17 protein-coding genes and 1 tRNA gene are annotated in these 15,411 nt (G+C 41.6%); all 18 read left to right on the top strand.

From position 1 onward, the window contains the following. Nucleotides 1-325 precede the first annotated feature (325 nt). The gene (locus K0335_RS17030; RefSeq protein WP_000141875.1) at nucleotides 326-1,846 is read left to right on the top strand and encodes an amino acid ABC transporter permease/ATP-binding protein; all 1,521 of its coding nucleotides are present in this window, start codon (nucleotides 326-328) and stop codon (nucleotides 1,844-1,846) included. A 23-nt stretch (nucleotides 1,847-1,869) separates the two neighbouring features. Beyond that, complete coding sequence (locus tag K0335_RS17035) at nucleotides 1,870-2,742, top strand: phytanoyl-CoA dioxygenase family protein (protein ID WP_104920491.1); 873 nt, start codon at nucleotides 1,870-1,872, stop codon at nucleotides 2,740-2,742. A gap of 23 nt (nucleotides 2,743-2,765) precedes the next feature. Further along, on the top strand, nucleotides 2,766-3,596 hold the full coding sequence (locus tag K0335_RS17040; protein WP_000714397.1) for a transporter substrate-binding domain-containing protein: 831 nt from the start codon (nucleotides 2,766-2,768) through the stop codon (nucleotides 3,594-3,596). 4 nt (nucleotides 3,597-3,600) lie between these two features. Continuing rightward, on the top strand, nucleotides 3,601-4,332 hold the full coding sequence (locus K0335_RS17045) for a class II aldolase and adducin N-terminal domain-containing protein (RefSeq protein WP_000512958.1): 732 nt from the start codon (nucleotides 3,601-3,603) through the stop codon (nucleotides 4,330-4,332). 83 nt (nucleotides 4,333-4,415) lie between these two features. Then, nucleotides 4,416-5,174, top strand: a complete 759-nt coding sequence (gene actS / locus K0335_RS17050; RefSeq protein WP_001272559.1) for an amidase activator ActS — start codon at nucleotides 4,416-4,418, stop codon at nucleotides 5,172-5,174. Nucleotides 5,175-5,252: 78 nt separating this feature from the next. Continuing rightward, nucleotides 5,253-5,326 (top strand) — tRNA-Gly (locus K0335_RS17055). Nucleotides 5,327-5,868: 542 nt separating this feature from the next. Continuing rightward, entirely contained in the window at nucleotides 5,869-6,168 is a 300-nt protein-coding gene (locus K0335_RS17060) for a hypothetical protein (protein WP_001007918.1), read from the top strand. Between the two features lie 2,888 nt (nucleotides 6,169-9,056). Further along, complete coding sequence (locus tag K0335_RS17065; RefSeq protein WP_000870976.1) at nucleotides 9,057-9,245, top strand: hypothetical protein; 189 nt, start codon at nucleotides 9,057-9,059, stop codon at nucleotides 9,243-9,245. A 19-nt stretch (nucleotides 9,246-9,264) separates the two neighbouring features. After that, nucleotides 9,265-9,432, top strand: a complete 168-nt coding sequence (locus K0335_RS17070; protein WP_000005056.1) for a hypothetical protein — start codon at nucleotides 9,265-9,267, stop codon at nucleotides 9,430-9,432. A gap of 51 nt (nucleotides 9,433-9,483) precedes the next feature. Then, nucleotides 9,484-10,137, top strand: coding sequence for a transcriptional regulator (locus tag K0335_RS17075; RefSeq protein ID WP_219393945.1), 654 nt, complete (start codon nucleotides 9,484-9,486; stop codon nucleotides 10,135-10,137). Nucleotides 10,138-10,148: 11 nt separating this feature from the next. Then, nucleotides 10,149-10,427 (top strand): hypothetical protein, encoded by a 279-nt coding sequence (locus tag K0335_RS17080; protein ID WP_087893884.1) that lies wholly within the window; start codon nucleotides 10,149-10,151, stop codon nucleotides 10,425-10,427. Nucleotides 10,428-10,559: 132 nt separating this feature from the next. Then, complete coding sequence (locus tag K0335_RS17085; protein WP_001129158.1) at nucleotides 10,560-10,970, top strand: hypothetical protein; 411 nt, start codon at nucleotides 10,560-10,562, stop codon at nucleotides 10,968-10,970. After that, the gene (locus tag K0335_RS17090) at nucleotides 10,945-11,307 is read left to right on the top strand and encodes a hypothetical protein (RefSeq protein WP_374940499.1); all 363 of its coding nucleotides are present in this window, start codon (nucleotides 10,945-10,947) and stop codon (nucleotides 11,305-11,307) included. The genes K0335_RS17085 and K0335_RS17090 overlap by 26 nt, the downstream gene beginning before the upstream one ends. 329 nt (nucleotides 11,308-11,636) lie before the next feature. Next, nucleotides 11,637-11,849, top strand: coding sequence for a hypothetical protein (locus K0335_RS17095; protein ID WP_000898164.1), 213 nt, complete (start codon nucleotides 11,637-11,639; stop codon nucleotides 11,847-11,849). Next, nucleotides 11,846-12,208 (top strand): hypothetical protein, encoded by a 363-nt coding sequence (locus tag K0335_RS17100; RefSeq protein WP_219393947.1) that lies wholly within the window; start codon nucleotides 11,846-11,848, stop codon nucleotides 12,206-12,208. Before K0335_RS17095 ends, K0335_RS17100 begins: the two co-directional genes overlap by 4 nt. Nucleotides 12,209-12,226: 18 nt before the next feature. Continuing rightward, entirely contained in the window at nucleotides 12,227-13,255 is a 1,029-nt protein-coding gene (locus tag K0335_RS17105; protein WP_219393948.1) for a major capsid protein, read from the top strand. Nucleotides 13,256-13,341: 86 nt separating this feature from the next. After that, nucleotides 13,342-13,545 carry a hypothetical protein gene (locus K0335_RS17110; RefSeq protein WP_000452041.1) on the top strand — a complete coding sequence of 68 codons (204 nt, stop codon included), beginning with the start codon at nucleotides 13,342-13,344 and terminating at the stop codon, nucleotides 13,543-13,545. A 14-nt stretch (nucleotides 13,546-13,559) separates the two neighbouring features. Further along, the gene (locus K0335_RS17115; RefSeq protein WP_219393949.1) at nucleotides 13,560-15,389 is read left to right on the top strand and encodes a hypothetical protein; all 1,830 of its coding nucleotides are present in this window, start codon (nucleotides 13,560-13,562) and stop codon (nucleotides 15,387-15,389) included. Nucleotides 15,390-15,411: the final 22 nt, after the last annotated feature.

Here is a 15,411-nt window from a genome sequence, read left to right on the forward strand (position 1 = left end):
GTGCCATAAATACTTTCAGATAAATTAACCGTTTTTTAATAAATGGCGAGCATTCTGCACCGCTTTGAATCATGCTGCACCCTTGTGGAATTTTATTTGCCCTAATATTGTGCAAATTCATTTTTGTTCATTTGCGAAGTGTTAAACATGTTTTTTTATGTTTGCGAAGTTGTATAGTTTTTTTAATCCTAAAGGCCAGAAATTTGCTAATTGCCAGCACAAGAAAATTATAAGCATAGTATCACGGCAAGACGAACGAGGGTTCACTGGTTTGCAATAACAAGTAAGCCCTGACTTCCGTTAATTATGATGAGTGGAATAGCCCATGACGTTTGACTGGAACTATATGTTAAGTCTACTCAGTAATCATGATTTCTGGCAGGCCACCTGGACTGTCATTAAATTAAGTTTGCTGACCTGGTTTTTCAGCATTGTGCTGGGCTTTATTCTTGCACTGGCAAAGCAATCGCCACGTAAGTTATTCAATACGCCGGCACGAATCTATATTTGGTTATTTCGCAGTATTCCGTTACTGGTATTGCTGATTTTTGTATATAACTTACCGCAGGCAATGCCCTCTCTGGCATCGATATTAAATGATCCTTTCCGCGCCGGATTAATTGCTATGGTACTTTGCGAGGCAGCATATATTGCGGAAATTCATCGTGGGGGATTGTTGTCTATTCCAAAAGGGCAAAGTGAAGCTGCCAGAGCGCTGGGTATGCGCTACGCCGGAACACAGTGGCGGGTGGTTATCCCTCAGGCATTACGCGTCGCGCTACCCGCACTGGCAAATGAATATATCGCCATTGTGAAACTCAGTTCTTTAGTTTCAGTGATTTCGCTCACCGAGATTTTAATGGTCGGACAGCGTCTCTATTCGCAAAACTTTCTTGTTATGGAAACCATGGCTGCCGTGGCGTTCTATTACGTATTTATCGTGACGGTATTTGATTTCCTACTGAAACGTCTGGAGAAATATCTTGATGTGACTCAGCGCAATACTTCTCGTCCGGTAGATGCCGAAATGCGCCAGCTGGCAGTTGCCGGGCAACCAACGACAGCACGCCATTTTTCAGACCAGGCGGCACCTGCATTGCAGGCATCCAGACTGCACAAAGCATATAACAATGTCGAAGTGTTGGGGGCCGTTAGCCTGAGGATTCAACCGGGGGAGGTGGTATCAGTCATCGGGCCATCCGGTTCCGGTAAAACCACACTGATTCGCCTGCTCAATGGGCTTGAGCAGATCGACAATGGCGAAATTAAAATCAATGGTCAGCCATTTATTCATCTCAATCGTCAGGGGCAGCAAAAACCACGTTTTACTGAAAATGCTCAACATCGCATGAATATTGGCATGGTCTTTCAGAGTTTCAATCTGTTTCCTCACCTTACTGTACTTGGCAATTTGCTACTGGCTCCGCGATACCACCGGCTGGCAAGTGAAGTAGAACTCAAACAACAAGCCTGTGAGTTGTTGCATAAGGTCGGCATGTTGGACCACGCCTGGAAGTATCCGCATCAGCTTTCTGGTGGGCAGCAACAACGCGTGGCGATCGCCCGGGCGTTAATGATGCGACCGCAAATCATGTTGTTCGATGAACCCACTTCAGCCCTTGATCCTGAGAAGGTGAATGAAGTGCTGCAGGTAATTGAATCACTGGCGCAAGAAGGTATCACCATGGTGATCGTGACCCATGAGATGAATTTTGCCTTCAAAGTTTCAGACCGAATTGTCTTTATGGAAAAAGGACGTGTGGTGTGTGACGACACGCCGCAAGCAATGCGTGAAGGGCATCATCCGCGTGTTGATGCCTTCCTGAAAGATGTCTCTCTGGCTTAACCCTCTGACTGAAAGGAAAAATCATGATCGCACAATGGCAAATTGAGCAGTTTCACCAACAGGGCTTTCTGGTCGTCGAAGATGTTCTTACGACAGAAGAGATTACAGCATTGCAGGTTGACTTTGATGGTTGGGTAGAACAAAGCCGCCAGCACCAACAACCATGGGGAGAAACGCTGGATGGCCGTCCGCGGTTTGATCTCGAAGATGATCACTCAGCGGCACATCCCTCATTACGGCGTGTAACATCGCCTACTGAGATTTCTTCTGTTTATCAACATGCTGCTTTGTATTCCAGAATGGCGACCATCTCCGGGCAATTGATTGGCGGCAGCGGTACGCGTTTTCATCACAGCAAAATTAATTCTAAATTGCCGCACACCGCCACGAAGGTGAAATGGCATCAGGATTTTCTTTTCACCCCGCACAGTAATGACGACATCATTACCGCGCTGTTAATGGTAAGTGAAGTGACACCAGAAAATGGGCCGCTGAATGTGGTGCCTGGAAGTCATCAGGGGCCACTATATTCTCACTGGCAGAACGAACGTTTTACCGGAGCGGTAGAGCAACAGATAGAACACGCCCATTGCCAACAACCAACGGCCTGTTATGGCCCACCCGGATCAGTATGTTTTATGCATACCCGTCTGTTACATGCCTCCAGTCCTAATGAAACTGATATGCCGCGCACACTGTTTATTGCGGTATACGCCGCCGAAGACGCTTTGCCTTTTGGTGACAATCCGTTGCCAAGTATTCATGCCGGGCAAATTGTCGCCGGGGAAGAGAGTGGATTAATCCGTAGTAGTGATAACCAGTTCCGCTTACCGCAAAAGCCACGCGGTGCATCCTTTTTCGTTCAGCAAGCCGGAAACGATTTTGCCAACATCTGATTGATCTGTTCTCTGGAGATATTATGAAAAAGTTCAATACCTTACTTAATACCGTCCCGTTGTTATATGCCAGTGTTGTGCTGGCATCTTTTAATGCCAATGCTTTCCAACAGCCGGAGAAGATTATTGCCGGATCAGATATGACCTTTTATCCCTATGAATATATGGAAAACAATCAACCAGCCGGATTTGATATTGAGTTTCTTGCCGGACTGGCGAAGGTAATGGGGCGTGACGCGGTAAATATTGACACTCGCTTCCCGAATTTAATCCCAGGATTGCAGGGCGAGCGTTTTGATATCACCAACTCTTCAATGTATATCACGGCGGAACGGCTGAAAGTCATTGATATGGTGCCTTACCTGAAAAGTGGTGAATCAATCCTCGTGCTGAAAGGTAGTGAATATCAACCAAAAAAACCGGAAGACTTTTGCGGACACAAAATTGGTTCGATGGGAGCGACTTCCTGGTTGGCACAACTACAGAAGCTTTCAGCTGATTACTGCGTAAAAAACGGACTTGAACCCATTGTCCTTAGTGAATATGCCACTGATCCGCAGACGACTCAGGCGCTACTTTCCCGTGCCGTAGAAGCGCAAATCACTGATGCGGCGGTAGCAAAAGGGGTGATCGATAAATTGGGCGATCGTGTGGTTATTTCTTCCGATACTCTGATATATCCAGTGCTTAATGGCTTTGGTGTCAAAAAAGGCAACAGCGTAGTGAAAAACGCGCTGGAAGAGGGGCTAAAAAAATATAGCGCCACGCCGGAATATGCCGCTTTGCTGAAGAAATATAACTTCACCCCGCCAACTGCGGAAGATCTCAACACTCTGATGCCAAAAGCGGAATAAATGAATGGGAATATCAATTGAAGAGCAGATCCGTGTCGATCTGGCCGTGACCTTCCGCATAATTGCCCATCTTGGGATGCACGAAGCTGTCGCTAATCATTTCAGCGCGGCAATTTCTGACGACGGAAAGACGTTTCTGCTAAATCCGAAGTGGAAACATTTTTCCCGGATTCGTGCCAGCGACTTGCTGTTGTTAGATGCTGATGATGAAGCTAATGCCCACCGTGAAGATGTCGATGCCACGGCATGGGCGATTCATGGGCAGATTCATCAACGTCTGCCAGCAGCACGTGTCGTGCTGCATCTTCATCCGGTCTATACCACCAGCGTTGCGTGTCTGGAGACACCGCATATTCCTGCAATCGATCAAAATACGGCACGTTATTTTAATCGTATGGCAATAGATACCTTATATGGTGGAATGGCAGACACAACGGCAGAAGGTGCCCGACTGGCAGGATTACTGGGAGAAAAACGGCGCTTGCTGATGGGTAACCACGGCGTGTTAGTTACTGGTATTTCAGTAGGGGAAGCATTTGATGATATCTGGACGCTTGAGCGTGCTTGTCAGATATTTGTTACTGCTATGTCCTGTGGACAGCCACTGAAAATCCTGCCGGATGAAGTCGCAGAAAAAACGGCCCGTGACTGGGAGAAGATCGTTGATTTTTCCCGTCAGCATTTTGCTGAAATGAAGCAACTGATGATTGAAGCAGATCCGTCAGTGCTTGATTAACATGTTATGTCAGATGCAAGAGATTGGGCATCTTGCGGATGGCTGCTATCATAAAGCGTCTTGAAATATCGTGAGGATTCGCTTTGAGCGCAGGACGCTTGAATAAAAATAGCCTCGGAATTGCGCTGCTGTTGTCTATGGGGCTACTGCTGGCGGGCTGTTCCAGCAAACCGTCATCCGATTCGGGAAGCTATTCTGGTACCGTTTACACTGTGAAGCGGGGAGATACGTTGTATCGTATTTCACGCGCTACTGGCACCAGCGTAAAAGAACTCGCTCGTCTGAACGGCATTTCACCGCCTTATACTATTGAGGTTGGGCAAAAACTGAAAGTGAGCAGTGGGTCGAAAAGCAGCAAAACTGCCAGTAAATCTGGCAAAAAATCGACCAGCAAAACTGCAGCGGTCAGACCATCTTCTTCCGTTCCGCAATCTTCCTGGCCACCTGTTGGCCAACGCTGTTGGCGGTGGCCAGCCAGTGGGAAGGTGATTTTGCCATACTCAATGGCGGATGGCGGAAATAAAGGCATCGACATCGCCGCGGCCCGAGGTACACCGGTTTATGCTGCCGGAGCCGGCAAGGTCGTGTATGCGGGTAATCAACTGCGTGGTTACGGTAATCTGGTGATGATAAAGCACAGTGAAGATTACATTACTGCCTACGCCCATAACGACACTATTCTGGTCAATAATGGGGAGACGGTAAAAGCGGGCCAGAAAATCGCCACCATGGGCAGTACTGACGCTGCCTCTGTACGGCTGCACTTCCAGATCCGTTACCGGGCAACTGCCATTGATCCGCTGCGTTATCTCCCCCCGCAAGGCAGTAAACCGAAATGCTGACGGTGAAATAAACAGCAGTCAGTACAAAGCCACTTGCCAGCAAGAGCGTAAGGCTTATAATGCCTTACGCATCTCAAAGCGGGCGTAGTTCAATGGTAGAACGAGAGCTTCCCAAGCTCTATACGAGGGTTCGATTCCCTTCGCCCGCTCCAGAATCTCCCCAAGTGGAGAAGACTAAAAAAGTCTTCTCTGTCAGCAAGTTAAATAGTTACCTATTTAATTTGCTTAGGAGTTCTACCACTGTGATCCGCCCTTGTAGCTGTTACGTTGAGTTACACGGGAAGATGGCAGTATAACCAACGTGGCGGCAGTTGCACACCTCACACCGCGATAGTCAAACGTGAAGGAAAAGCCTACCCAGGCATTGTAATGTCATCGACGGCGGCGCTTGCGACGACCTCAGCGCGGGATAAACAGGCGAATGATGGGAAGAGTGTTTTTAAGTGTATATGTGGATTTAAAGCCCCACCTCTTCATAAAACCGTAACTGCATCGCGAAAGAGTGCAGCTCTACCCCGGCTCGTGCATCCGATAATGTACACCTGACTTACTGATCGCTACCGCTGAAAAGATGATGATACGCCTCCGGCGCTTTTGTTGATGTACCCATCACGGCGCTTTATGGCTCCTATTGTCTAAAAATAATCCTCCTGGTATTTTAAGCATCTAAGACAGTTTGAATGATGGGGGATGTATGGCGATATCAGCAAAGAAAGCCGCCTACAAAGAAAAGAAAGCAAAAGCCGCAGAACTAGCCAAACTACGCCGCCAGCAAAAAGCAGCATTAACCAGAATGATAAAGAAGGCTAGAGAAGACGGCACATTTGACAGCTTGCCAGACGATATCAAAGCAAAGTGCCTTAAACACGAAGCAAAGCGGGAAAAGGCAGCATACTTCTATAACCAGTGGAAAGAGAAGCAAGCATACGCCGCACGTCGTGAAGAGGTGGCGGGTATTGATGAATTATCCCTGCAACACTTCAAATCAATTTAAATACTCCCTGATTCTCTAAAACGCAACAGGACGCATTCTAACGCTGTTTTTATTGCTTGGTATAGGGATGTATAGGTGATGTGTGTTTAATGCGTCTGTGAGCTTGTTTTGTGCCTTATTTTGCATTTTCATAATGCAGGAGAGAACACGGAAAGCCTTAAAATTAATTATTGGGGTATTTAAGGCTATTTTTAGGTTATTTAAGGGTATTAAACTTGATTTAATTGGTTAAAATATAAACAGATAGTTATGTATCTTATTGATTTATAAGGTTATTTTTAAATAAAGGTAAATAAAAAATAAATAGCCATAAATAGCTATAAATAGCTATAAATACATCTAAATACCTATATCCCCTCCCTTATGGCTAGATTGCGAGAGGTGCTTAACGCGATTTTCAGCGCCCCCCGATCTGGAAAATCCAGAATCCCCAAATATCAGCAAGGAATTTTCTTGCGTAATCAACATCGTTTTTACCTATTAAATCATTACACAGAAAGCCTTTCTGTAATGTCTCTCACTAAACTTTCACTAAACACGAGAATGATCGGTTTTATGTCGGATCAGATGCTAGAAACAGCACCACGTCTCACAAGGGCTGTAAGCGATGAAACCAGTGTTTATGCGGGTGCAGGTCAAAATATAGGCCAAAATACATTTAACATAATAAACGTAATATGCACTAAGGAACACATAGAACGCCTTGAATTGATGTATCAGGGGAAAAGTGATGGATTTTTTACGTAGGAGCACGAGAGGGCTTCTGTTGACTTTTGTATGCTATGAAATATAATTAAAGGTTTTTTTTGTTTTTATCGTGTGATGTGGTGGATTACACAGGGGAATAGATTAAATGGTGTTCTGTTTATACAGGTTTATTTGTTAGATCAACAATTTGGCATTTCTAAACAGATGTTTGAACGTTGCCAAATGCCTTGACAACACAAGAAAAGGGCTTGCTATGCCACGCATTACACGAAATAAGGCTGTAAAAACAAAATAAATTTTAAAATTTGCACAAACGAGAGAACTCATTAAGAAACAAGCAGAACAATTTTTAGCCAACAATTTCTGATGGTGCTCTGTAAGCCGCATTACACAAGGCTTTGCGAAAGTGATGTAAAAGTGAAGAAAGTAAGAATTGCAACTTTAAGCTGCTTTTTCATTGAATTTTTAGTATGGAATTACACAGGGAATAGAGAGCATTATTCTATGATTTACACAGGGAATATAGGGGGATTATGGCACACACATAGAAAGGCATTACACAGAGTGAGTGCTATGTGACAAATGGATGTAACGAGAGGTTACATTCAGCTACCCCCACAGAATTCTGTTACCCCTATCAAGTCTGATACCCGATAAGTATAAATAACACCTAGGAAATGATTTCCGATCTATTTAGGAAGTAACCTAGGAAGTGGTTTCCTACCTACCTAGGAAATGAGTTCCACCAATACTATAATTAAATAATATAAATAATATTCTTTATACTATATAGGTCACTGTGACCTAGGGGTAGGTCATAGTGAACTAGGGGGGTAGGTCATAGTGAACTACCCCCACAGAATTCTGTTAATCTTAACTTTTAAAGAGATTTTTACCCTAACAAAATTCTGTTACCCCACCCTAACAGAATTCTGTTAGACACCCCCACAGAAAACTGTTAGACACCCCCACAGAATTCTGTTACCTATTAGATCATTTATTAAATTACTTATTAAATTATAATATTATATATTTATTTATATGATCTTTTTGCCTTCCTGCGTTAGCGTCACTCTCTGGCAAGCAGCCTTACTCCGCTACCTTTCGGGCTTCGTGGCTGGCCCGTTCCGCTCACACCGAAAGCAAAGCGTTACTTTCTTCGTGTAACTATCGTTGGCGGTAACGCCCACGAAGAAATACTATTGCGCTGTGCGCAGAAGAGTAATCACCTAACCAATCATACTGATTGCTTACGTGTTAACTCTCTCTAACTCTTAATTACCCTCCTACATTTAATAACTCTGTTATTCTCTGTAGTTGTGTAATTACTCGAAGAGAGAGCGGCTAAAGCTCAATTACACTCTGCTTTCCTCGTGTAATTTCACTAAGCCTCAATACAATTCCACCTCCTTGCATTCTGTAGTCGTGTAATTGTTTTCGGTGGAAAAGCCAGAGGCGACACCGAAAGAGAATTCTGATCTTATTAATCTTATCTATCTTAGTTATCTTACTTTATCTACTTTATTATTAATAATAGCTTTATAAGCTCTGTGTAGCTCTTTGACGCAAGAAACAGCATTCAGGAAGGGAATCACCTTAGAAAAGTGTTCTTTGCGTCATAATGTGTTTTATGAAGGATTCAGAGGTGTTTCATAACAAGAGTGTATAGAGGATACTTTAATTAATTAAAAATAAGGGGTCTAAATGCTTCTCTAACAGCATTAAGCAGGGTAGGGAATGGAAACGCATTGCCTACATATAATAAGCTCACTACAGAGCGTTTTATAAAGTGACTCTCTATCTTATATCTGCCATTACCTTTTCATATACCTAACAAATACAAAATAAGCCCCTTAAATAAGCCTCTGACGAGATAAATAGCCTCTACATAAGGGAATGTATTGCTTTTATCAAAACTTCGTTAGAACGCGTTTTAGAGCGTTTTAGACAATAAGGAGGAATAGCACTACACAGAAGAGCACGAATTGCTAAGAAAAAATGTAAGTGCATGAAAAAGATCAGACCTTTTATGAAAAGGTATTGACAAATGTTTCTTTATATGTAATAATAGGTATTAGAGGGACAGAAAAACATTCTTCTCTAAATAATCAAAATCAATGCACTTTGAAGCCGTCAGGCTTGCAAGGTGTTTTTTCTTTTAACTGAATAAGGAGTTTTTTATGAAATGGTTTACACCGAAACACGTCGTAGAGGCATTTAAAAAAGGTGAGCTTACACGCCACCAAGTAGTAATGAATCGTAATATGGCAAGGAGTCGAGGTTATCCAGAGCGAGCTGCTTGCTTCAATGAAGCACTCAAGATTATTGATGAATTAAGAAAAAATGAAAAAGAATCTGAAACAGAGTAAAGAATAGAAGGAGAAAACTATGAGCGAAACTAAGAAACCAATTCCGCGCACTTACCTACACGTTGACCCTGAAATCTTCAAGGTTTTATTTGCTGAAGCCAAGAAAAGGCAAATTATGGTCAGTGATTTGATGTTAGAAATCATTACTGAAGCAGCAGAGAACATCAAACAAAAAAAGGGTAAGTGATCCTCATTCACTTTAGTAGCGCATTAAGCGTGATTTATAAGGAGATTTTTAATGATTAATGAAGAACAATTTGTAAAAGTTCCTATGTGGATTCTAAAAATAAGCCAAGTAAACGGGCATAAATTTACAGATAGTGCTAAAAACCTTTACTGCTATCTGAAAGGGTTTGATCGTGCATTTCCCTCTTACGCTAAGATAGGCGATGTTTTTGGCATAACACCAAGAGCAGCAGAGGAAAGGGTTAAGAAATTGCTCGAAATGGGGTTAATTATAAAAGATGCACGACCAGGAAGTTCTAATGTCTATCAAGTGGTAGATATTCCACAAGAAGAAGCTAGACAAGAAGCCAAGACACAACAAGAAGCTACTGTTAAAGCTGTTCCTGATCAGCTTCAACCTACGGAAGATAATAAACAGCCTTCTTTTGATGTTCTTGATGATTGGAATGCGCCTTTGCCGTGGGAGACGGAAGAAACACCTGTTTCATCAAGTGAAAAGGTAGCTAATGATAATGAGGAGGATGTGTTAGAGAATTTTGCCTCTCTTATTATCACGCAGAAGAATACCAGAACAGGAGGGGCATCTTTTATTGAGTTTGCAAATTCACTAGCTTGTAGATACGGGCTAAAACGACCAAATGGTATTGAGGCATATTTTGCTAAGAAACATCCCAAAGTATATGAAGACTTTGATATTCCATTTTAATAAGGAGGGTTATGATTCAATATTTAGTAAAAAATCAAGTAGACAGAATTCAGTGTAATGACACAGGAAAACGAATCTATGAAACACTTGCTTATCTCTATAAAGGAAAGCCAACACCGCTAAAATATAGCGATGTGTTACACCGAGCAGGGTGCTCTGAAGATGGTTTAAAATTCTGGCTTAGACAGCTATCAAATTTCGGTGTTATAGAGATTAAAGAATTATCTTTCTCTACATTCAATCTCAAAAGACTAGACAGAGAAATAGACTTCATCTATTCCACTCTCTAAAATCTCTCTATGTAATTAAAATATAAAAGGAAAACATTATTATGGTAATAGCTATGTGGTGGTTGTTGTTTTTTATGCTCGTAGAAACATACTTCGGGGTGTTTTCCTTTAAAAGAAAAGGAAAAGTAAATAATGGCAAAAAGAAAAAACAACGTTGTTAAGAAAATCGGTGATTCAGCTTCTCTTCTAAGTAAACCTAAATCTATTCTAAGACGTAAAGACTTTAAAGAGCTAGTTACGCTCTCCAAGCAAAATAGCGCCCCTGGCGAATGGAAAACAGAGATCATAGAACATTCTCCCTCTGTGCCTTGCGGAGATGAATTTAACGCCTTACAAGAAATCTTATCTTCAACACCTGGCGTATTCTGGAAACCTAGAAAAAGAAAAGAGTATATCGTTGATAGCTCTGATTTACGCAAATACCAGATTTTAGGATTTGAAGATTATAATCACTACGTTGGTTATCTCGCCACCAATGGCCTAAATAATTTAGTTCCTGAATTCCAAATTTTAGATAATGCTGATCACTATGGAGACTTTTAATATGAATAACACGTATGACACAATTTACTCACTAATTAATTATTATGAGGATGATTACCTCCTGCCTTTAAACCGCGCTGAACTTGAAGCATACAAAGAAAACACGCCAGCGGCACTAAATGAGGCGTTTAAACACTGGGATTTAGCTGTGAATGCCTTTGAGCACCTCTCTAAGCGTGTAGAGATGCTCTGCAAGCGCGAAAACGCATACCTGACAGCCGATCAGATATGGGAATTATCAAACTGGATAGAAGATATTGAATCTGATGTTCGCTATGTGGGAGATGGCCTTGTTGAACTAGCTCAACGCTTAGGCGCTGCTATCACAGAAGAATAAAAAAAGCAACAAAAAAGTTGTAAAATATCTTGACATTTCATATATTGTATGTTAATATAATTATATAGGGTGATTATTTTTCCTTTATTGGTTCGATATTAAAAATTCTTCTTGTCGTTAAAGGGGAGTAAAATCTCCGCTCCCCGCTTCTCCTCCTTAAGTAATACTGTGTCATTTACCTCTTTTTTCCTTTGTTATGCATACATCTTGGAGTGTGCATAACATAGGGTAATTACAAAGGCGGCTTTAAATGCTGCCTTTTATTTTGCCCGTTATGCAACTTAAAAGTTGTATTTCTTACTTTAAACAAGGTAACAAGGTTTATATAAATGTTGTTCTTAAACGATAAAGAGCAAATCATCAAGTATAAAGATGAAATGCTGAAAATTAATCCACAAATTACCGAAATGGTAGCTAAATACGCTGGGTGTTCTGTAGAGGAAGTAGAAAGATGTGTTGAAAAATATTTTTCTCCTTCTTCTCCGTCTACACCTTCCCTTAATGAATTAATCAAATTAAAAGCTAAGGAGATTACTAAATGATTATTGATTTAGACACTCTGTTTCCAAGTCGGAAGACTTTTATAGATCTGGTAAGTTATTGTACTGATCCGTTTGCCTCTGTAGAAAACAAGGTTTTTGCTTCTCTTCCTGCTGATGTTGAATGCGGAGACTTGATCACCAGCACTGGCGCTAAATATGAATCAGGAGATGATATCTATGTTGTTATGAGTGAGTTTGTAACGGCTGGAGCAAACAAGCCTGTAGATATTTTACGTAGCAATGCTGGGCTTGTATGCATCAAAGCTGATGCCCTGAATGCTGTAAGTGAAGCAGCAAAAACAGCATTAATTAAAAAAGGCTTCCAGCTTGAAGGCTTCCATTCTGTTTTCACTTCTTAATAAAAGGAATAATAATAAATGATTCTAGGTAATGATTACGTTGATTTAGCTCCTTTGTTCTCTGCGCATAGCACTAGAAACTATCTGCTTTCTACCCTTGATTTTACTGATTCTGTAGGGGTTACATCTCATAAAGTAGCTGTTTCCCAGCTTGTCGAAAGCAACGAATCTCTGTTCAACAAAGAAACCTCTCGTTTCTCTTCTGAACACAACGTTACTAAGCGAGAACAAGGTAAAGAATGGCTTATTGAAATCCCGTATTTTCTTCGTGAAGATGTGATCCGTCCTTCTGATGTTCAAGGCAAGCGTAAACCTGGCACTGATTTCCAGGAAACACTCACTGATATTTATGCTGAGTATGTTGCTAAACACCACGTAGCGTATCAGCGTACAAAAGAGAGCGTATTGGCTGCTTCTTTGTTCTCTGGCAAAACTTACACGCCTAAAACTGATGATGTTCTTATCGAGTGGGGCAAGCTGTTTAACGTATCAGCTATGAAAGCCACGTTGAACGCTTCCAGCACTGACACCACGAAGATTTTTAAAGAATTTGATCAGATTGCTACTGACATTTTGGACAAAGCCCAAAGTCAGGCGGCTGGTGTAGAAAGAATTGTTGTTTTCTGTAAGCCGGAAGCCTTCTCTGCAATTCGATTCTCTGCGGGTATGGCAAACGCATTCCAGTATGTAAGCCCACTGGAAGAGGGGAATGTTGTGTATCAGCGTCGTGACCTGCTGCCAGGGGTGACAGCGTTCACTATCCCAGGAACTAACATTGATGTTATTAAACTGGTAGATCCGCTACACCTGGCACATATGACCGCAGACGCTGTAGCTGTGCCTAAATTCTCTAAGGGTAGCGGAATTTATACCAATATCTTCGGGGCTGCTTCCAGCACCTTTGAACTGATCAATGCCGCCCCTACTGAGGTTTATAGCTATAGCTATGAATCTTCTCGTGGTGATGCTGTTAACGTTGTTACAGAGAATAGCCAGATGGTTGTAAACCACGGTGTAGGCTTCTCCGTTCAAATCACGGTAAAATAATATTTTAACGTGTAATAGAGGCGTGGCGTGTATTCACGCTTCGCCTTTTTTTATTTATTTTTTAAATTTTGAGAGGTGATTAAAATATGGAAGTGATTCTGAAATCAAAAAATGGTGTCCACGTACATTTAGATGCTAATGATTCTAGAGGCTTGTTAAATCTGAAATATCTATGTTCTCTCTTAGATGTTCCATATGAAGGAGTAAAAGCCCGTATGTTCAGACTAAACGAGAGTATTGATCAGGCTCTACACCATTTCTTAAGTAAAGAAGGTGGTAAAAATGATTAATAAGGGGATTTTAAATGTTAGAAATTAACACTTCTAAAATTAAGAACACAGTTACATTTAGTGTAGATAAAGACAGCTTGAAAAAAGCGAAAGACTCTATTACAGGCTTAAAGGAATTCGCAGAAAATATCAAGCCTGCTAAATTAAGATTTGATACTGTCACTAAAGGCTATAAGAAAGCACAAAGTGAAGTAGATAAGATTGCTCAACAGAAAGCGAAAAACGAAAAACAGAATCAAAGAGCACAAGCTGCCGCAGCAAGAGCACAGGCAAGGCAACAGCAACAAATAGCAGCACGTAAGGAGAAAGCTGAACTAAAGCTTTTAGACGTTGGATCAAGCATTAGTGCAATGCACCGTCTTTCTGTAGCTGAACAATACAAAGCTATTGCACAGGCTAGAGAGATAGCAAAACAATATGAGCAAGGGGCTATCTCGCTTGCACGTATGAATAGCCAGATGAAACGCTTACAACAGCAACAACGTAAGATTAATGGCAACAGAAAAGCTCAATTAGCCCCCGTTAAGGGAGGATCAGGGAATTCCGCCACTATGGGCGCTCTGTTATTTGGAGGCGCTACGGCGGCTGCTGGCGTGATGGCTGTAAGTAAAATCGCCGAGTTTGTTAGTAAAAGTTTCGCTAACGCAGAGACACAAGGAGAATTAATCCAACGTGCAAGGCTTGGCGGTGTAGACGTTAACCAGATGTATAACATTACAGAATGGGCGTATAAAAACGGCGTTGACTCTATGATGGGTGATCAAGGGGCTAGGAAATACCTGGATCAGATGAAAGATGTTAGGGAACGTGCCGCAAAATCCTACAGTGAAGCTGAATTGGTGAAAGATAAGAAAACCGGAAAATCTGAATGGAAAGGCGGTGATAACGGTATTAATGAACTTCTAAACATCGGTGTTATTAACAAAAGCGACCTTAAAAAATTTGCTGATAATCCAGCCGGATTAATTTCTAAGGCTGTTAATGGAATGATGAAAAAAGGGTTTTCAGACTCCCAAATTGGACAACGTTTAGAAGACCTGGGCGATGATTTGATGCTTACGTCAAAATATTGGCAACGTTCCGTTAAAGATGTACAAGAAAGTATTAATCAGCAAAAAGCCTCTGGAAAATGGCTAACAGAAACACAGCAAGACTCTATTGTTAAATTCAGAGAACTAAACAGACAGCTTTCGCAGCTTTCTGATGCAAGACAAGTAGCATTTGTAGACGGGTTTATGAAATCTCTCGATCCAAAAGTAACGGAAGAGTTTTTGAAAAACCTTTCTAATCTCACTCCGTATTTTACGAAGCTGGGAGAAGCTACAGGAAGTCTCTTTGAAGCTATTATGAAGATTGTAAACTGGTTTAATCGTAATGATGATAAGACAGAGGCTATTCAGAAAAATTTAGGTGATGCACCGCCATTAAGCAATGAAGGAATGAAACAGAATCTTTCTAATCTCGTTCCTGACCAATATAAAGGCGCTGGCACTGCAACAACTACACCTGATAATAGTCATTCTCTCTTTAACACGATTAAGGGATTGCTTTTCGATGATAAATCTTCTGTGTCAGATGTAAAAATGTCAGTCAATGAAGCACCGATAACCAATCTCAAACAGGGTGCTTTAAATAATCTTGCAATGACAACTCCGGCTTATAATTTATCTCCTGTGTTTAATCTGAATCCTACATTTGAAGTGGTAACAGAGGTTCCGCTTACTATTAATTCGGACACATCCAGATTAAGCGATTATGTGGATTTTACAGCGAGAGCAAGTCGGGATAGCTTCTTGAAATCATTAACATTAACCAGCTTATCAGGGCAATCCAACGGCGGGTAATTCCCGCCATAACATTACAAGG

This window comes from Escherichia sp. GZ89 (genome assembly GCF_019366485.1).
In the GTDB taxonomy this organism is placed as follows: Bacteria; Pseudomonadota; Gammaproteobacteria; order Enterobacterales; family Enterobacteriaceae; genus Escherichia; species Escherichia fergusonii.